This is a genomic window from Geobacter benzoatilyticus, assembly GCF_017338855.1.
Classification (GTDB): domain Bacteria; phylum Desulfobacterota; class Desulfuromonadia; order Geobacterales; family Geobacteraceae; genus Geobacter; species Geobacter benzoatilyticus.
Genome location: NZ_CP071382.1, coordinates 2,222,875 through 2,241,511, shown reverse-complemented (window position 1 = coordinate 2,241,511; position 18,637 = coordinate 2,222,875). Strand labels below are relative to the sequence as shown.

Annotated in this window: 16 protein-coding genes; 10 read left to right on the top strand and 6 right to left on the bottom strand. The window is 58.7% G+C overall.

Annotation, left to right across the window (positions count from 1 at the left end):
• Positions 1-182: 182 nt before the first annotated feature.
• Positions 183-1,589 carry a cytochrome B6 gene (locus JZM60_RS10495; RefSeq protein WP_207162369.1) on the top strand — a complete coding sequence of 469 codons (1,407 nt, stop codon included), beginning with the start codon at positions 183-185 and terminating at the stop codon, positions 1,587-1,589.
• A gap of 108 nt (positions 1,590-1,697) precedes the next feature.
• Here the strand turns inward: JZM60_RS10495 and JZM60_RS10490 are convergent, their stop codons facing one another.
• Positions 1,698-3,587: a sensor histidine kinase gene (locus tag JZM60_RS10490; RefSeq protein ID WP_207162367.1), complete on the bottom strand. Its 1,890-nt coding sequence runs from the start codon at positions 3,585-3,587 to the stop codon at positions 1,698-1,700.
• 227 nt (positions 3,588-3,814) lie between these two features.
• Complete coding sequence (locus JZM60_RS10485) at positions 3,815-4,774, bottom strand: hypothetical protein (protein WP_207162366.1); 960 nt, start codon at positions 4,772-4,774, stop codon at positions 3,815-3,817.
• A 175-nt stretch (positions 4,775-4,949) separates the two neighbouring features.
• Here JZM60_RS10485 and JZM60_RS10480 point away from each other — a divergent pair, with 175 nt between their 5' ends.
• Positions 4,950-5,855 carry a polyphosphate kinase 2 family protein gene (locus tag JZM60_RS10480; protein WP_207162365.1) on the top strand — a complete coding sequence of 302 codons (906 nt, stop codon included), beginning with the start codon at positions 4,950-4,952 and terminating at the stop codon, positions 5,853-5,855.
• 3 nt (positions 5,856-5,858) lie between these two features.
• On the opposite strand, the gene JZM60_RS10475 is transcribed toward JZM60_RS10480, so the two are convergent.
• Positions 5,859-8,552 (bottom strand): cation-translocating P-type ATPase, encoded by a 2,694-nt coding sequence (locus JZM60_RS10475; RefSeq protein ID WP_207162364.1) that lies wholly within the window; start codon positions 8,550-8,552, stop codon positions 5,859-5,861.
• A gap of 166 nt (positions 8,553-8,718) precedes the next feature.
• Between JZM60_RS10475 and JZM60_RS10470 the strand changes: the two genes are divergently transcribed.
• The 8 genes from JZM60_RS10470 to JZM60_RS10435 all read left to right on the top strand — a co-directional run bounded on the left by JZM60_RS10470 (position 8,719) and on the right by JZM60_RS10435 (position 15,476).
• Positions 8,719-9,063 (top strand): hypothetical protein, encoded by a 345-nt coding sequence (locus tag JZM60_RS10470; protein ID WP_207162363.1) that lies wholly within the window; start codon positions 8,719-8,721, stop codon positions 9,061-9,063.
• 232 nt (positions 9,064-9,295) lie between these two features.
• Positions 9,296-10,084, top strand: a complete 789-nt coding sequence (locus JZM60_RS10465) for a trehalose-phosphatase (RefSeq protein ID WP_207162362.1) — start codon at positions 9,296-9,298, stop codon at positions 10,082-10,084.
• Between the two features lie 63 nt (positions 10,085-10,147).
• Positions 10,148-11,296, top strand: coding sequence for a Na+/H+ antiporter NhaA (locus JZM60_RS10460; RefSeq protein ID WP_207162361.1), 1,149 nt, complete (start codon positions 10,148-10,150; stop codon positions 11,294-11,296).
• 46 nt (positions 11,297-11,342) lie between these two features.
• A complete protein-coding gene (locus JZM60_RS10455; protein WP_207162359.1) occupies positions 11,343-13,019 on the top strand; it encodes a L,D-transpeptidase family protein in 1,677 nt (558 codons plus the stop codon).
• Between the two features lie 155 nt (positions 13,020-13,174).
• Positions 13,175-13,648, top strand: coding sequence for a MarR family winged helix-turn-helix transcriptional regulator (locus JZM60_RS10450; protein WP_241426221.1), 474 nt, complete (start codon positions 13,175-13,177; stop codon positions 13,646-13,648).
• Positions 13,635-14,993 (top strand): dihydrolipoyl dehydrogenase, encoded by a 1,359-nt coding sequence (gene lpdA, locus JZM60_RS10445; RefSeq protein ID WP_207162357.1) that lies wholly within the window; start codon positions 13,635-13,637, stop codon positions 14,991-14,993. The genes JZM60_RS10450 and lpdA overlap by 14 nt, the downstream gene beginning before the upstream one ends.
• Positions 14,994-15,014: 21 nt before the next feature.
• Complete coding sequence (locus tag JZM60_RS10440; RefSeq protein ID WP_207162356.1) at positions 15,015-15,296, top strand: TIGR03905 family TSCPD domain-containing protein; 282 nt, start codon at positions 15,015-15,017, stop codon at positions 15,294-15,296.
• A gap of 18 nt (positions 15,297-15,314) precedes the next feature.
• Positions 15,315-15,476: a hypothetical protein gene (locus JZM60_RS10435; protein WP_207162353.1), complete on the top strand. Its 162-nt coding sequence runs from the start codon at positions 15,315-15,317 to the stop codon at positions 15,474-15,476.
• Between the two features lie 19 nt (positions 15,477-15,495).
• Here JZM60_RS10435 and JZM60_RS10430 read toward each other — a convergent pair whose 3' ends face one another.
• From JZM60_RS10430 to JZM60_RS10420, 3 genes are read right to left on the bottom strand one after another with little or no spacing between them, the layout of a single operon-like run.
• Entirely contained in the window at positions 15,496-15,783 is a 288-nt protein-coding gene (locus JZM60_RS10430) for a sll1863 family stress response protein (RefSeq protein ID WP_207162349.1), read from the bottom strand.
• Positions 15,784-15,840: 57 nt separating this feature from the next.
• Positions 15,841-16,737 carry a mechanosensitive ion channel family protein gene (locus tag JZM60_RS10425; protein ID WP_207162348.1) on the bottom strand — a complete coding sequence of 299 codons (897 nt, stop codon included), beginning with the start codon at positions 16,735-16,737 and terminating at the stop codon, positions 15,841-15,843.
• A 26-nt stretch (positions 16,738-16,763) separates the two neighbouring features.
• On the bottom strand, positions 16,764-18,545 hold the full coding sequence (locus JZM60_RS10420; protein ID WP_207162345.1) for a sodium:proton antiporter: 1,782 nt from the start codon (positions 18,543-18,545) through the stop codon (positions 16,764-16,766).
• Between the last annotated feature and the right edge of the window lie 92 nt (positions 18,546-18,637).

Genomic DNA, 18,637 nt, shown 5'->3' with positions numbered 1-18,637 from the left:
AGACCAAACTGACTCCATGTAAAAAACCCGCACCATGACCGGTGCGGGTTTTTGCGTTTCACCATCGACATATGCTCAAAAAAACTGCCTCTCCAGTCCGATTGACAACCCCCCTTCATATGATAATCTCCAACAGTACCGATGCAGACAGTACAGTGATCAGAGTGAAAGGAGAGTTCACCATGGATGGGAAAAGGCCCAACACTCGCAGCATCGTGCTGCTGGCGGCAACGGCAGCACTGGCAGGCGCGACAGTCGCCTTCGCAGCCGAGCAAATCACCGGCAAAACAAGCTATGCTCCGGTCGCCTCCACCGACTCTTTCTCGACTGTCAGACAGGGGATGGAAAAGCAGAAAAGCGAAGTGATGAAACGCCAGATGGACCTGCTGAAAGCGCGCTATGACCTGAGCGACAAGCCTATGCAGGGAACTGCCATGTCCAGGGGCAAGGCGGTGCAGGACGGCGTGCGGGTCAAGCTCCCCGCCGGGACGACATGGGAACAGCTGGCAGGGATGACGCCTGAAGCTATAAGCGAGAAGGGGTTATTTCCCAAGGGATTCATGCCGTTGCCCCATCCGAACCAACCCGAGGGGGGAATGGTCTTCCCCAAGTTTCACATCGATGAGATCAAGAAGCAGAGCGGACGCGACCTGACCCGCTTCGATCTCGACTTCGACATTCCCGATCATTTACTCCCCGAATTTCCGCCACCCATCTACCTTACTACGCGGCCCGATCTCGGGGATGTCTCCAAAGGGAAGCTGGTGACCACCCAGAACTTCTTCGCACTGTTCAACGGCATTCTGAACCCCAAGCAGCTGGAAGGTTTGCGGCTGCTCGTCACCCCTTTCCCCCAGCAGCAGTTCAATGCTACCGATGATCGCCGCTCGGCCGAACCGAGTCTCGGCGTTGCCTGCTTCGACTGCCACGCCAACGGCCACTCCAACGCCTCCACCCACCTGGTGGGGGACATCAGGCCCCAGGAACTGCGTCACCGCCTCGACACGCCGCCGCTGCGGGGAGTCAACATTCAGCGGCTGTTCGGCTCGCAGCGGGCCCTGAAGAGCGTCGAAGATTTCACCGAATTCGAACAGCGCGCCGCCTACTTCGACGGAGACCCGGTTATTGCCACCAAGAAGGGGGTAAACATCCTCGAGCGCGGCAGCCAGGTCCACTTCATGGCAGAGTTCCAGAACCTGCTCGACTTCCCCCCGGCGCCAAAGCTCACGATTTTCGGCAAGCTGGATCCGGCCAAGGCAAGCGATGCCGAAATGCGGGGACAGAATATATTCTTCGGCAAGGCGCGTTGTGCTGAGTGCCATCCAGCCCCCTACTACACCGACAACCTGATGCACAATATGCGGACGGAACGCTTCTACAGGCCAGAAATGATCAACGGCAGGCTGGCAAGCGCCGACGGCCCTATCAAGACATTCCCGCTTCGCGGCATCAAGGATTCGCCACCCTATCTGCATGACGGCAGGCTTTTGACGCTGGCCGACACCATCGAGTTCTTCAACCTGGTTACCGGCGTAAAACTCACTGAAGATGAGAAGAAAGACCTCCTGGCCTTCATGCTGACACTGTAAATTACACCGGGACCAAAGCGGCCGCCGGCTGAAAACTGGGCGCGCAAAGCAGAAAAGGGCGGGAAACAATATCCCGCCCTTTTCATGCCTGCGCCATAAGCCGGCAATCTACAAGGTAAAGAAAAACGTCGCGCCCATCCCCGGATCACCCTCGGCCCACACACGGCCTCCATGCCTTAAGACAATCCGCTGCACCGTGGCAAGCCCGATGCCGGTCCCCTCGAAATCACCGGAAGGGTGCAGCCGCTGAAAAGGCACAAAGAGCCGGTCCAGATGTGCCATATCGAAACCGGCACCGTTGTCCCGCACAAAGAAGACGGTTTCTCCCACCTCGCCCAACGACCCGAACTCGATAACCCCTTTTTCTTTCCTGGCGGTATATTTCCAGGCATTGCCGATGAGGTTTTCCAGCATAATCCGCACCAGCCGGGGATCGCAGATGGCCGACAAGCCGTCTTTGAGCTGGATATCCACCTGCCGGTCCGGATCGCCTTTTCGCAGGACCGCGACCACTTCCGCTGCCATGGCGGACAGATTGACCCGCTCCCGGCGCACTTCGCCCTGGGAAAGCCGGGAAAGATTGAGGAGATCGGTGATTAGCTCGTCCATCCGGCCGCAGGCAACGATAATCCGGTCGAGATAGTCCTTGCCCGTAGCATCGAGTTTGTCGCCGAAATCCTCCACCAGTACCGTGCTGAAGCCGGCGATATGCCGCAGTGGCGCACGGAGGTCGTGGGAGACCGAGAAACCGAATGACTCAAGTTCGCGGTTTGCGGCAAGGAGGGCCAGCTTCTGCCGCTCCAGATCGTCATTGAGCCAGCTGATTTCCTCCTGGGCGCGGGAACGTTGCGCCACTTCCTCCCTGAGGCTGGTATTCGCCTCCTCAAGCTGGGCAGTCCGCTCGGCAACCAGACCCTCAAGCCCGGCATTGAGACGATCCAGATCCGCCACCATGGCGTTGAACGCCGATGAGAGTTCTTCGATCTCATCACCGGTCTTGATATCGACCAGCCGGTCGGTTCCACGCTTCTTGGGGAGTTCCGTAATATGGCGGGTAAAACGCATCAGGGGAGCGGTAAGATAACGAACCGAAAAGGATGCGATGACAAGCGCTGCCGCCACGCCGCAGAAAGCCACCATTGAAAAGAGATACCGGGCGGTACGGATCGGGGCGAAAGCCTCACGTTCCGGATAACTGGCGGCGATGACCCAGTCCTTCACCCCGAGCTTCTTGATACTGGTGAGCATGGGGTTCCCTCTGCTGTCAACGGTGCGCCTGGTGCCGACGAACCCTTTAAGGGCATCGCCGACAAGTTCGTTCAGAGGGGTCGAAACCGGGCGGAGAATCTCGCGTGGGTCCGGGTGCACGAGCACCACGCGCTGACCGGAAATAACCTTGATGTTACCGCCGCGGCCTATCTTCAGACCGCTGAAACGGGTCAGGGGGTTGGGCTGCTTAAGGGAGAAACTTCCCATAAGGACCGCACGGATCTTTCCGGACTTGTCGCGAACCGGGGCGGTCATTATCACCTGCGAAGGCGAAAAGTCGGCGCAGCAGGAAGTCAGGTCCGAGATTACCTGCTTTCCGGTTCGCAGGGTTTCGCGGAAAAAGGGGGCGTCTGTAAAATTCACCCGCGGCCTGCCGTCCGCCGAAGGGTATGACTCGGCAATCAGGAACCCGTCGGTCCCCACTACCATCAGATGGTTGTTAAAAAGCCGGTGCAGGCTGGTTCGCGTCCGGAGGAAAGCGCGGGCACGATCCGGAGAATCAAGGGTATCGAGGGGGAAAATATCGGCACTGGCCAAGAGGAGTTCGCGGGAGGTGAGCAGCACATGGTCAATCTCATCGGCAACATAGGAAACGATAGAGAGTTGCTGGCTGGAGATGGTCTCGTGCAGCTTCCGCTCGAAATACCCGAGCGAGAAAAGCGACACGAATGCCGTCAGGACCACAACAAGGGTCGAGACGGCAAAGATCATCTTGTTTTTAAGCTTCATCAGCCGCTTCCTTAGTAGCGATATGATAGATACAATGGATCAACATCACCATCAATTATCCATATATTCAATACAGGAAATATGCCAATAAAACAAGACATTATTACATGCATTGCACTCCAGGTTCTACCTTCATGCAGTGCAATCCGGCAGGTAAATCAAGCGGCTTCAGTCCATCAGCTCGTGTACTGTGATTTAAGTATATCAGACTGCCGAAAAAAACAACGCTAAGGCATCATTGTCGCAGCCATTGCCTCGCGCTTCAGCTTTGCCCTGGCTTCGATATCCCGCGCAAGATCGTCGTAAGCAGTAAGATTTTTGATAATAGGCAGATCCTTGTGAGCAGTATCCTCGAATAGCCGGAGCTTGCCGTTGAACACTCCCGCCCGATTCTTGAGCCCCTCGATACTCGAAGCAAGGTAGCTCTTGTCTTTCTTGTACGCATCGTTACGGCTTATGAATGCCTTGGTCTTGGCCCAGTACTCATCGCTGCTTCCAACGTAGTGATCGAGGGTTTCCAGAAATGAAAGGGTGGATGCGGATATGTCGGCGGAAGTCCGCAGCTTGGCTTGAACATCGGTCATGGCCCGCAGAAGTTCGCCATCGGCAAAGCGGACGGCGGCGGAAACCCCTGCGGCATCGGGGTGTGCGGGGTCAATGGCATCGACAAGCGCCAGGAACCTGTCGGATGTCTTCAGGTAGGAAGCGATTGAGCCTGATGCGGCATTGAGGGAGAGAACCCCCTGGGAGACGAACTTTGTCAGCATCGAGGCCTGCCCGGCGTAGGGGATGGGAAGGACCTTGGCGAAACCGGCCGCCACGGAACCGGCGTAAATGTACTTTTCATAACCGGCAAGGCTTGAACTCATCCAGGTGACAAACGTCCTGAAGTCAGCCATGGACTGCCGCTGGGCACGGGTATTGACGGCAAGCGCCTTGATTTGCTGAAGATTTTTCGTCAGCAACTCGTTGCTTGAAATTACCGGAGCGCACTCCATATCCCGGATCTTTTGTTCCAGCCGCAGCTGTTCCGCCTTGAGAGCCTCCAATGCTTCTTCCTGACGCCTGAGCGTCTCGTCGCAAAGGGGAGCCTGCGGCTGTTGTGGCAACTCGTCGGAGGCGTATGACTCGATTGCCGCCGGGAGAATGAAAGCCATGCAAACAATGGCAACAAGGGTGATTTTCACGGGTATGCTTCCTTTCTTCGGTAAATGCGCAATAACTGGAAATAGTACCCCCGGCACCGCTCTTCTGTCCAGAGGTTCGTAAGCACACATGGGTTGAAGGGAATTTCCCCCATGGTAGTATTGAAGCGAACGGCATCGGCGGCCCGGCACTTGAGCTCAAACGGGGGGACACATCATGGAAGACCTGCTTAAAAAATCCAGGAAATTCGCCAAGCACTTCCGGGTGGAAGAAGGCAAGAACTTCCGGCTCAAGGACTTCGCCCCGGAGGACACCCAGGGGCTCAAGCACGTGGAAGGGATCAAGGACAAGGCTTCTCTCCTGCTCCAGGAGGGGGTCGATCTTCTCGCGCAGATGCAGGAAAAACTGTACGCCCAGGATAAATGGGGACTTCTCCTCATTTTTCAGGCCATGGACGCGGCGGGAAAAGACAGCGCCATCAAGCATGTAATGTCAGGAGTAAACCCCCAAGGGTGCCAGGTTTTCAACTTCAAGGCACCATCGGCGGAGGAGCTTGACCACGACTTTCTCTGGAGGACCGGCAGATGCCTCCCCGAGCGGGGCAGAATCGGCATCTTCAACCGCTCCTACTATGAAGAGGTGCTGGTCGTCAGAGTCCATTGGGAATTGCTGGCGAAGCAGAAGCTCCCCCCCTCCCTGGTAACGAAAAAAATCTGGGAAGAACGCTTCGAGGACATCAACGCCTACGAGCGCTACCTGACCCGCAACGGCATCGCCATCCGCAAATTTTTTCTCAACGTGTCCCAGGACGAGCAGAAGAAACGATTTCTGGAGCGGCTCGAAAATCCGGACAAGAACTGGAAGTTCTCAGTGGACGATGTCCGGGAACGCGGCCACTGGGACCGTTACATGGATGCCTACGAGGATATGATAAGGCACACCGCAACCGAATACGCGCCATGGTACGTGGTGCCGGCCGACAGTAAATGGTTCAGCCGCCTGGTGGTTGCGGCAGGCATCATAGAGGCTCTCGACGGGCTCAAGCTCGCTTTCCCCGCGGTGGACGAAGCCAAACGCGAAGAGCTTGCGGCTGCCGGGACGATGCTGAAAAATGAACGATAAGCATCAATCATCCTCCTGCTGACCCCGTCGCCGCAGCCATTTGTCAAGCTCTACCACGACCACCACCAATGCGGAAACGGCCAGGATGGTACCCCACTCGGCCGCGGTGAGCGGCACGGTCCGGAACACAACATGGAGAGCAGGCACGTATAGAACTGCCAACTGAGCGAAGAAAGCGGCAATGAGCGCCACGAAAAGGAACGGATTGGAGAGAAGGTTCAAACTGAAGATGGAATTGGTCTCGGAACGGCTATTCCACGCCTGGAAGAACTGGAAGAAAACCATGGTAGTGACCGCCACGGTGCGTGCGTTCTCCAGGGTAGCGCCGTTACGCAGGGCATCCGTAAAGGTATAGACCACTCCGACGGCGATAAGCCCTCCAACGAGCACCGTCCGCTCGATGAGGAGCCGGGACATGAGCCCCTCTTTCGGATGCCTGGGAGGGCGGTCAAGAACACCTTTTTCGCCCGGCTCGAAGGCCATGGCCACATCCTGAAGCCCGTTGGTAACCAGATTGATCCAGAGGAGCTGGGCCGGGACGTAGGGAATCGGCATCCCCATAATCATGGTGGCGATGATGGAAAGGATGGCGGCCACGCCGGTGGGAATCAGGAAAAAGGTAACCTTGCGAAGGTTGTCGAAGACCACCCGCCCCTCCCGGACGGCTTCGAAAATACTGGCGAAGTTGTCATCGGTGAGAACCATGTCCGAGGCCTCCTTGGCAACATCGGTCCCCCCCTTTCCCATGGCGATCCCGATATGGGCAGCCTTTAGAGCCGGCGCATCGTTCACCCCATCGCCAGTCATGGCGACGATTTCGCCCGAAGCCGCCATTTGCCTGGTGATCCTGAGTTTATGCTCCGGGGCCACCCGGGCATAGACCGAAACTTCCCTCACGCAGTCGGAAAACTCCTCGTCGCTCATTCCCTCCAGCTCGCGACCCGTAAGGACCGGCGCATCATCCCGGACAATACCCAGGTCGGCCGCTATGGCCCGTGCCGTCACCCCATGGTCGCCGGTAATCATAACAACCCGGATACCGGCCCGCCGGCACCCCCTGATAGCCTCGACCACCTCGGGGCGCGGGGGATCGATCATACCCTGGAGACCGGCCAGGCAGAGCCCCGTCTCAGCATCGTCATGAATCAGCTTGCCGGTCTCCGGAGGAATTTCTTTCCAGGCATGGGCAAGCACCCTCAGACCCTGGGCTGCGAAATCGCCCGCTATCCGCAGGGTCGCCTCCCGCTCGGCGGAATCAATGGTACACATATCCAGGACCCGCTCCGGTGCTCCCTTGACAAAGATGAACCTTTTCCCTCCATGGTCGTGAATGGTCGCCATGTAACCCCGCTCGGACTCGAAGGGTATTATGGCCGTCTGGGGCCAGGCCTCCTCCTCTGCTTCAGGAGAAAGCCCCCCCTTCAGGGCCGCCACAATAAGCGCACCCTCCGTTGGATCTCCATCCACCCGCCACTCGCCGTCCTCTTCATAAACATCGGACTCGTTGCAGAGAAGTCCGATCCGCAAAAGCCGCGCGAGCTGTTCCTCGCCGGCGGCGGCCACCGGAAGGCCATCCCTGAGGATCTCCCCAATCGGCTCATAACCGCCGCCCGTCACCTCGCAGGTATGCCGGCCATCATAGAGGAGGGTCACGGTCATCTCGTTTTTAGTGAGCGTACCGGTCTTATCAGAGCAGATTATCGTTGTGCTCCCCAAGGTCTCCACGGCCTGGAGCTTGCGGATGATGGCGTTGTGCCGCGCCATCCGGCCGACCCCCACCGCCAGAGCTATGGTCACCACAATGGGAAGCCCCTCGGGAATAGTCGCCACAGCCGCTGCAACCGCCGTCATGAACATATCCTTGGCGGTTCCCCCGAGAAGAATTCCGATGCCGAACAACACTCCCGACGCCACAAGCACCAGAATGCCGATTGCCCTGGCAAACCGTTCCATCTTCTCCTGGATTGGTGCCTTGGTTATTCCGATCTCTCGCACTTCTCCCGCAATCTCGCCGAGCGTGGTGGCAGCGCCGGTGGCAACCACGACTCCCCGTGCCCGTCCGTTCACCACCGCCGTACCCATGAAGGCCATGTTGGCCTGATCGCCGGGAATCAGACTCTCCTCGGCAATGGGCATCGCCCCCTTTTCGGCGGGGAGAGATTCGCCGGTAAGCATCGACTCGTCCACCCGAAGCTCAATGGCATGGATAATCCGCAGGTCAGCCGGCACCCTACCCCCTGAAGCGAGGAGCACGATATCCCCCGGCACCAGGCCGGCACCGGGGATCTCCCGCTCGCGCCCCCCACGCACCACCCGAGCCTTGGAGACCACGAACCCCTTGAGAGCCCGAACACTCTCTTCAGCCTTGTATTCCTGGAAGAAGCCAATCACGGCATTAAGAAAGACCACCAACAGAATCACGCCGGTATCAGTCCATTCTCCGAGCAGATAGGTGACAATGGCCGCCACCAGGAGGATGGCAATAAGGGGGCTCATGAACTGGTGAACTGCAAGGGAAAGGATGCTGATCTTTTCCTCGTCGCCGAGCTTGTTGGGACCATGCCGTGCGAGCCGCTGCCTGGCTTCATCATCGGTAAGGCCGGTTTCGGCGGAAGAACCGAGGCGATCGAGACAGTCACCTGGAGTTAATTGGTACCACTGCATCTTTTTGCCTTCTCCACGAATAATCGGGTCCATCCGGAATCTGCATGCGGCAAACGCCACCCATGATGAAGTATAACCGGCATCAGTGACTAAACAACGGCGTTTACCCGACGCCATCAGCCTGAAAGGCCTTGACAGGAACGGGTAAAGCCCCTATCCTTTCATTAATTTACGCATCGACACAACGCTGGCAACTGCAATGAAAACAACTACCTTCCCCCATAGAACAATTGCCACAATCCTGATTGTGCTTCTTCTGCTTATCTCGACGGCCGGCTTCGGCCTGGCACTTTCTCTCTCCGTGCAGGAGCAGACAACCTCCAAACACGCCGCCTGCGGCTGCATCACGGCCAATGACGGCGGCAGCGAATCGGAATCTCCCACACCAGAGGTTTGTCACGGCGACTTCAACCCCTCCTGCGAAGCCATGCCGGCAATCCCGGTCTATGCCCCGGCAGTGGAGTGCCTTTGCGCCTTCGAGCCGTTCCGCGCCCCGCCTCAAGTCTATTTCGATCTTTTTGTACCGCCCCAGGAATGCTGCTGACGACGGCCGGCGTGCGTCCTGCAACCAGTGCGGACAGGATACACAATTGTTCGCCACGACGCCGTCCAACGTCCTCATTGTTGCCACTGAACCCTGAACAGTGATCGGCCATGGCCGCGGGAACCATATCCCGCAACCACGGCCGTCACGTCCCCGGTGGCCGCCGCAGCACGGCGGCTCCCGGAAAGCAGCGCGTTGCCGCAGCAAGCGCGACGCGCAGGGAGATGTAACCATGACGACAAACCATGCGTCACAGCGACTCTGGATATTTTCTTTTGACGGCGCCCTCACAGCACCGTCGGCGGACCGCTCCAAAGCCCGACTCCACCGCCTCACCCGCCAGCTCCTGGAAGAGCTGGCAAGCTCTCCGGGAGAACGTGTTGCGGTTCTTTCCAGCCGCTCCCTTGAAGACCTCGTTTCCCGCGTCCCCATTCCGGGGGTTTTCCTCGGGGGCGGGTGCGGAACCGAATGGCATATTCCCGGCGGCGAATCCATGACACTCTCCGGCCGCCCGAAGGACCTCCTCATGGAGACCCGGGACGAACTGCTGCCGTTGCTGCGCGATGTTGCGGCTCTGCCGGGAATAACGTTCGATGACCGCCGCTGGTCGGCGGCCATCCATGCCGGCGGCGTCGCGCCCAAAGTGAAGCGCACCCTGGACGAACAGCTTGAAGCCATCTGCCGCCAGCGGAGCGTCGCCCTGTACCGCTACCCGGACATGGTCGAGATCCAGTTCCTGCCTGAAATCACCATGGAGTTCGGCGCGCGCGCCATCTGCCGCTTCCTCAAGCAGGAAGGCCCCATCATCTGCGCCGGCAGCGACGCAAACGACGCCACGGCAATCCGCTGGGTTCTGCGGCAGGGGGGAAGCGCCATCTCCATCGGCAGGCGCCCCATCATGGCCGGCGTCACGGCGGCGGTCGATATCCGGTCCCTGGTGCGGCAGGTTCGCGACCTGGCCGGGGTCAGCCCTCAACTGCCGGCGCGCCGCCCCGAACGCCGGCTCAACAAGGCGGCTTAAAGCCGCCGCACCGCCCTGCCGACGGTGCCGCCATTACAATCGGCACGACAGGAAAGAACACCCATGAAGAAACACATCAACCTGCTGCGGGAATTCTCCATCCCCCTCCTTGCCGGGGTTTTCACGGCCCTTGTCTGGGCCAACATCAATCCGCAGGAGTATCAGACATTCATCAGTTCGCCCCTGCTGGGAGGGGTAAACCTCCACTTCGTGGTGAATGAACTCTTCATGGTCCTCTTCTTCGGCATCGCGGCAGTGGAGATTACCCAAAGCTGCCTCCCGGGCGGCGATCTGAACCCGCCCCGAAAGGCGATCAACCCTCTCCTCTCCACCCTTGGCGGCGTCGTGGGCCCGGTCATAGTCTACCTCGGACTCAACGCCGTGGCGGGCGACTCGGCGCTGACAAGGGGATGGGGAATCCCTACCGCAACCGACATCGCACTGGCATGGCTCGTGGCGCGGATGGTTTTCGGCGCGGGGCACCCGGCGGTATCGTTCCTGCTGCTGCTGGCAGTGGCCGACGATGCCATCGGGCTCGCCATAATCGCCATCTTCTATCCCGACCCGAGCCACCCCGTCGAACCGCTCTGGCTTTTCCTGACGGTGGCCGCCATCGTTATTGCCTATATCCTGCGAAGCGCGAAGGTGAAAAACTACTGGCCCTACGTGATCCTGGGAGGGGGGCTTTCCTGGGCAGGTCTCTTCAATGCCCACCTCCACCCGGCCCTGGCACTGGTTTTCATCATTCCCTTCCTTCCCCATCCGCCGCGGGAATCGGTACACCTCTTCGAGGACGATCCCCGCGACACTTCCACCCTCGCCAGCTTCGAGCATGACTGGAAAATCGTCGTGGACTTCGGCCTTTTCCTTTTCGGCCTCGCCAACGCCGGAGTCGGCTTCTCGACCATGGGGACCGCCACGTGGCTGGTCCTGGCGGCGCTGGTCGTCGGCAAGACAGCCGGCATTTTCGCCATGGGGACCATGGGGAAATACCTCGGTTTCCCGCTCCCGGACAAGGTTGGCAAAAAGGAACTGCTGCTTACGGGCCTGGTGGCTGGAACGGGGCTTACCGTTGCGCTGTTTGTCGCGGGAGTCGCCTTTGTGGAACCCGACATCCAGGGCTCGGCAAAAATGGGGGCTCTTCTCTCCGGAGGCGTTGCTCTTGTCGCAGTAATTCTCGGCAGAGCCCTGAACGTGAGGAGAATTCCCTGATAGAATAAACCTGTACCCACAGGGACGTGGGAAGTTCTGAATCGAGATGGGGAGAACTATGGGTCTGAGGGGATTGTTCTTCAATCTCGCTGTTTTTGCTTGCTGCCTCGCGTTTTTTCTCCCTGCGGGATACGGCTGGGAGCTGGCCGATGAGGTGCGCGGACACTTGAGAATTCGCGTCGACTCGGCCGACACCGCAACACAACTGGTGGTGGCCGGGGAGCTTATCCTCGCCCCCGAATCCGTTGCCGGATTCTATAAAAACCGGGCTTTCCGGCCCGCCTGGATGAACGGCAAAACCCCTTCTCCCCTTGCCGATGCCCTGGTGGCTGCCCTTAAGCAGGCTGACGACGAGGGGCTCGATCCCCGCAATTACCACCTGGAACGGCTCGAAGCGATGCTTGCCGAAGCATGGCGGCAGCCACTTCGACCGGCGATGCTGGCAAATCTGGACATTATCCTCACCGACGCCTACCTCCTCTACGCATCCCATCTCTTTTCGGGCCAGGTTAGCCCGGAAACCCTCGGCACCGAATGGTACCTGCGCCGCCCCGACGCGGACCTGACTGCTATCCTCCGAAAAGCGCTCAAATCCGGCAACATTGAAGAAAGTCTCAACTCTCTTCTCCCCGCAGACCCCGGCTATGGCCGATTGAAAGAGGCTCTTCGGCACTACCGCGAAATCCGCGCAAGCGGCGGATGGCCGGCCATTTCCGAAGGTCCGATGCTCCGCCTGGGGGACACCGGCCCACGGGTAACGGAACTCCGAGCCCGGTTGGCTGCCGGCGGAGATGTCGTTTCAGGCATTGCCGAAGTGGAAGGGGTATTCGACGAAGAAGTGGAACAGGCCGTAATCCGGTTCCAGCAGAGTCACGGCCTCGACGCGGACGGAGCCGTGGGGGAGCAGACCCTTGCGGCCCTGAACGTACCGGCAGAGGAACGGGAAAAGCAGATTCTGGTTAACCTGGAGCGCCTGCGCTGGCTACCGGCCGACCTCGGCAACAGGCATATCATGGTGAACGTGGCCGGCTTCAGCCTTCACGTCATTGAAGGGGGAGAGACTCTGACGGGAATGCGGGCCATCGTCGGGCGGCCTTACCGCCAAACCCCATCCTTCAGCGGCAAGCTGACCCATCTCGTTTTCAGCCCCTACTGGCATATCCCCCACAGCATCGCTGTCAAGGATCTTCTCCCCAAAATCCAGAAGGACCGCCGTTTCCTGGCCAGGGAGAAAATTCGTGTTTTCCGGGGCCGTGGCAAGGCGGAACGGCCGGTCAATCCGACAAAAATAAAGTGGCAGCAGCTCAGTGAAAACAACTTCCCCTACCATCTGCGCCAGGATCCAGGCCCCCTCAACTCCCTAGGGCGCGTCAAATTCATGCTCCCCAACAGCTTCAACGTCTACATTCACGACACCCCCTCGCGGGAGCTGTTCGAAAAGGCAGTGCGTGGCTTCAGCTCGGGATGCATAAGGATCGACAGCCCCGTGGAGCTGGCTGAGTACCTGCTGCGCGACGACCCGGCATGGACCACCGAAACTATCCTGGAGGCCATGGAACAGCCGCGGGAGAGAACCGTCCGGCTGCCGCGGCCGATTCCCGTCCACTTCCTCTACATGACGGCGTGGGTGGATACAGAAGGAGTGCTCCAGTTCCGCGACGATATTTACTCACGGGACACACTGGTTGCAGACGCCCTGGAAGCGGCACCCCCTTCCCGGTGACTCATATCTAAACTGCGAGATCCCCTTTCAATCCCCTAGCAGCAAGCCTCCCGCCCCCTTAAAACACTCAATCCGTTTATTCTGTAATTTATATGCTTGACTTAGATAGCGCGCTATGCAATTTATATAGCGCGCTATCTATCCAGGAGAAAGCCATGCAAACCAAAGTGGATAAGAATCTGTGTTACAAGCTGCAATATCTGGCCAGGCTGCTTATCACCGATTTGAATGAAGAGATGAAACCCTACGGGGTTACGCAGGGGCAACTGCCAGTACTGTGCTGCCTGTGGGAGGATGGCGGGCAAACGCAAAGCGAGCTTTGCGAGAAAATCCAGGTGGAACAGCCAACCATGGCCAACACCCTGCGGCGCATGGAACGGGACGGCCTTATCCAGCGAACGCCCTGTGACCGGGACAAGCGCCAATTCCGGATTCACCTGACTGAGCAGACCCGGCCTTCGGTTGCCGCTCTCCAGGAAAAACGGGACGAAGTCATCGCCCGAATGACCCGGAAGATGTCGCCGGAAGACCAGGATACCTTGCATCAACTAATCGACAGGGCGATAGACGCCTTGAAAAATCCGGGCACAAACATGGAATCTGAGGGGAGAAAAAATGAAGAGCTATGATGTCGTTGTAATCGGTGGCGGCCCTGGCGGAATACATGCGGCAATCCGGATGAGACAGATGGGCAAAACGGTAGCGCTGATCCAGGAAGAACGGGACAGCCTCGGCGGGGTCTGCCTGAATCGGGGCTGCATGCCGACCAAATCCCTGCTGAAAGCCGCCACGGCCTACCGTTACGCCAGGCAGGGCGCAAAATACGGCTTGGACATTTCGGTCACCCCCATTGATTTAGGCCGGCTCCGGGCGGTGACCGATGGAGACCTCCACGAACTGCGGGCTGGAGTACAGGGAATGATTAACGAGGCTGGGGTTGCCGTCTTCCGCGGCCGCGGGTCATTCCAGTCAGCCAACGAAATAGTCATCGGCAGCGCTGACGGCAGCGCCGAGGTGATCCGTGGCGGGCAGATTGTCATTGCCACCGGCTCGGAACCGGCCGCGCTCCCCTTTGCCCCCTTTGACGGGGAGTACATCGTATCAAGCGACCATATGTTGCAGAACACAGTCCTCCCGGAAAGGCTGCTGATTATCGGCGGCGGCGCCATCGGCTGCGAGTTTGCCACCCTCTACCACACGCTCGGCAGCGAGGTTGTCCTGGCAGAAGCACAAGAATCATTGCTGCCGCGGGAAGACAGAGAAGCAGGCAAAAAGCTTCAGGAATCCTTTGAAGCGCAAGGCATCAAGGTAAAAACCGCAACAGCCATTGAGCGGTTGACGGTCGAAAACGGCGCGGTCAACGTGAAATACGGCAACGGCAACAAGACCGGAACATTCGACAAGGTACTGGTCGGAATCGGCCGCAGGCCGAACATCTCGGGACTTAATCTGGAAGCAGCCGGGGTAAACACCGAACGGGGAGCCATAAAAGTGAACGCTTTCATGCAGACAAACATCCCCCATATCTACGCCCTGGGGGACTCCATCGGCGGCTTGATGCTGGCCCATGCGGCAGAGAAGGAAGCGGCCGTGCTTGCCTGCAACATGCTATCGGCAGGCAGCCTCCCCCTTGAAGAATCCGCCGTACCGCGCGTTGCCTTCTGCTCTCCGGAAGTAGCAGCGGTGGGGGTGAGCGAAGCCGGAGCCGGCATCAAGGCATTCACCATGCCCATGGTTCCCAACGGCCGCTCCGTGGTGGACAAGGTTTCCCCGGCGTTCGTGAAGCTGTTCGTCGAAAAGGATTCGGACATTGTCGCCGGGGCGGTCATCATCGGCGAAGCGGCAACGGAGATGATCCACGAGATGGCGTTGGCAGTCGAAAACCGTCTGACCCTGGGGCAGATCGGCAAAACTGTCCACGTACACCCGACACATTCAAAAAATATCGCCATGGCGATACATCATTTCAACTAAGGCCGGAGGACGCCTCTGATTATGCGAACAACATACGCCACACAAGGAACGTGCGCTCGTTTCATCGACATTGAGACTGACGGTGAAACGGTCAAAGAAGTGAAATTCATCGGCGGTTGCAGCGGCAACACCAGTGGCCTTTCAGTCCTGTTGCAAGGGATGAACATGCAGGATATCATCCAGCGGTTGAAGGGTATCACCTGTCAGGGGAACACAAGCTGTCCCGACCAGTTGGCCAAGGCCCTGGAAGCAATGCAGACCCAAAGCGGCGACGGTGAGGCACTGTCACAGCCGGCACCATAGTAAACCGGGGGAAAAACCATGTCGACACCACTGATAGTTCTCGCATCCATCCTGGCGTTTTTAGCCCTGGTTGTCATCCCCCTCGTGATGATCAAGAGCGATCAACAACAGAACAGGCAACAGCAGCAATCCCAGGCTCATCCGAGGGAAAAGCCTCAACGGAAGAAAAAGAAGCGGTAAAAACTCCTGGCGCCCGACCTCACTTGAACCGGGACTTGGCCGAGTCCAGGGCTTCGCTGACGGCGGACCAGGCCAGTTCGATACCCGCCTTCAGATCTTCCCACGCGCTTCCCCCGGATTTTTGCAACTCCTCTATCTTCTGGCGGGCCACAGCCTGTTTCGCCTTCAGGGCCTCAATCTGCCCGGCGTAATCGTGCTTTAAGTCTTCCCTCACCTCACCGGCCCTGGCAGAAAGCTTGTCGATATCGGCATTCCACTCCTCCAGTTTTGCTTGCATTTTTCGAACGTACTCGTCTCTCGTGCTCATGAAAGCCTCCTTTTTCATTGATTATTGCCACAGTATTCATGGGTGGCGACAGTATTATCAGTTTACCATATCATTCGCCCGGTTCCCTCCCGGCCGCTCATCGCCCACGATTCTGACATCACGCCGTGGAAAAGGTATCTCAATCCCATTATCGGCAAAAGTTTTATATATGGCATAGTTGATGGTACTGGTGAGGAGTCCCCGGCGATGGATGAGGGTTGTGCTCCAAACCCGCAACTCGAAGTTGAGCCCGTTGTCGCCGAACTCCATGAGACGCACGCCCGGTGCGGGTTTTTCCAGCACATCGGGGTTGTCTGCCGCAACTGCCATCAACAGCCGCTCCACCATCTGCACATCGCTGCCGTAGGCGACACTGACCGGTATCTTGAAACGCACCTTCCGGTCATTGTGGCTCCAGTTCACCACATCCTCGGTGATGAATTTCGAGTTTGGGACAATGATGGTGATGTTGTCATTGGTCACCACAGTGGTGCTCCTGCCGCCGATGTGCACCACGTCCCCCTCCACGTTTCCCACCACTATACGGTCGCCCACCTTGATGGGCCGCTCAAACAGGATGATGATGCCGCATACGAAATTATTGACGATGTTCTGGAGGCCGAAGCCGACACCGATGCCGACGGCGCCGGCCAGCACGTTGAGGGCAGTGAGGTCGATGCCTGCGGTCTGGAGTATGATGATGAAGCCGAAGGCGATGATGGTGTAACGGATGATGGAGCCGGTTGCCTGGCGAGCCCCTACTTCCATCCGCGTGCGGGTGAGGAACTGCTCGACGATCCAGGTCCGTAACTTCCCCGACAGGTAGAAGAGAACCGCCACCAGCACCACCAGCTGGATAATGGTCCAGAGGGTTACCGGCGACCCGCCCAGCTTCAGGATGGGGACTTCCAGGAATTCCCTGATCTGTGCCAGTACATCGCGAAGCGTTTCCATTACGCCTCCTTTTCAACAGCCTGCTGCTAAAACGGCCAGAACCGCGGTATGAAGATCGTTGCCAGCACCCAGAAAATGATATTGAGCGGCGCGCCGACTCGCAGGTAATCGGAGAAACGGTAGCGCCCCGGCCCGTATATGAGGGTATTGGTCTGGTAGCCGAAGGGGGTCATGAAGTCCAGGGACGCCGCGAAAGTGACCGCCATGATGAGGGGGCGCGGATCTATTTTCATGGAATCGGCAGTGGCGAAAACGATCGGGATCAGCAGCGCCACGGTGGCGTTGTTGGACAGTACGGCGGTAGCGAGGGCCGAGAAGAGGTAGAGTACCGCAACCATTACCGAGGGCCCCGCTCCACCCACGGCATAGACGATGAACTTCGACAGAAAGAGTGCCGCTCCGCTCTTTTCCATGGCGATGCCGAGGGTGACCACCCCGGCCATCAGCATGATAACCTTCCAGTCAATGGCCTCGTACGCCTCTTCCATCGAGAGGCAGCGCGCAAGCACCATAACGATGCACCCGATGATGGCGCCGCTCATGATCGGCACGACCCCAAGGGCGGCACCCGCCACCACGGCTGTTACGACAGCAAGGGCAATTGCGGTCTTGCGCTTGCGGAATACAGGGGCCTGCACCTCGGAAATGACAACGAAGGTGCGGTCAGGGCGGAGCCACTCGATCTCCCGGGGTCCCAGGTCGAAGAGGAGGACGTCGCCGGCCCTCAGCACGATGGTCTCCAGATCCTCCCGCACGACGCGCCCCTGGTGCCTTATGGCAAGGGCGCTGAATCCGTAGCGGGAACGGAACCGGGCCTCCTTGAGACTCCGGCCGTCAAGGGTTGAGTTGGGGGCGATCACAGCCTCCACCAACTTGGTTTCTTCCAGCATCCCCTTGCCTTCGCCTCCCTGATCGGACTCATGCCTCAAAGAGATGCCCCGCCGCTGCTGAATCTTGCGGAAGTTTTCCAGATCGCACCGGACCTTCAGGTGATCCCCCTCCCGGAGTTCAATCTGTTCGGGGGGCCCATCGATTCGGCGACCGTCCCGGAAGACCTCAATGCTCTTCAGATCAAGCTCATGCAGAAGCGGCGACTGTGCGAGCACCGTCCCCACCGAACGGGCGTCGGGCTGGATGATGATTTCGGTGACGTAATCGCCGGATCCCAGTCGCTTGTCGGTTTCGTCCTCCCCTCCCCGGTCGGGAATGAGCCATATTCCCGCCAGCAGCATATATACGACCCCTGCGCCGAAAAAAATCAGTCCCATGTCGGTCAGCTCGAACATCCCGATGGGGGCGAGGCCACGGCGCTCGATAATGGAACTGACGAGGATATTGGTGGATGTGCCGACAAGGGTGCAGACTCCACCGAACATGGAGGCATAGGAAAGGGGCATCAGGAGGCGGGAGGCGCTGGTATGGGTGTCGCGGGCCACTCCGAGAACGATGGGGAGAAAAATGACCACGGCGGCCGTGTTGTTGATGAAGGCGGAAATTATCCCAATGACGAGCATCATGGCGGCGATGGTCAGTATGTAGCTCTTTCGTCCCAGTCGAGCCAGGGCATTCCCCACCGCGTTCACGGCGCCGGTGCGGTAGAGCCCCGCCGAGAGGACGAACATGGCCCCTACGGTGATGGTGGCAGGGTTGCTGAACCCGCTGATTGCCTCCTCAGGAGTGATGAGGCTGGAAAGCAGCAGGGCGGCCATGATGATGAGGGCCACGAGGTCAGCCGGAAACCGCTCCGTGGCAAAGAGTATAACGGCCGACACAACAAGGCCCAGTACGAGCATCATTTCAACGGTCACGGCAGCCTCCCCTCCATGGGAATCACACTTAATAATACTGCCGAAGCCGCCGAATGCCACCTCCCTGTGGCGATCGGTTCTTATTCTGGGCC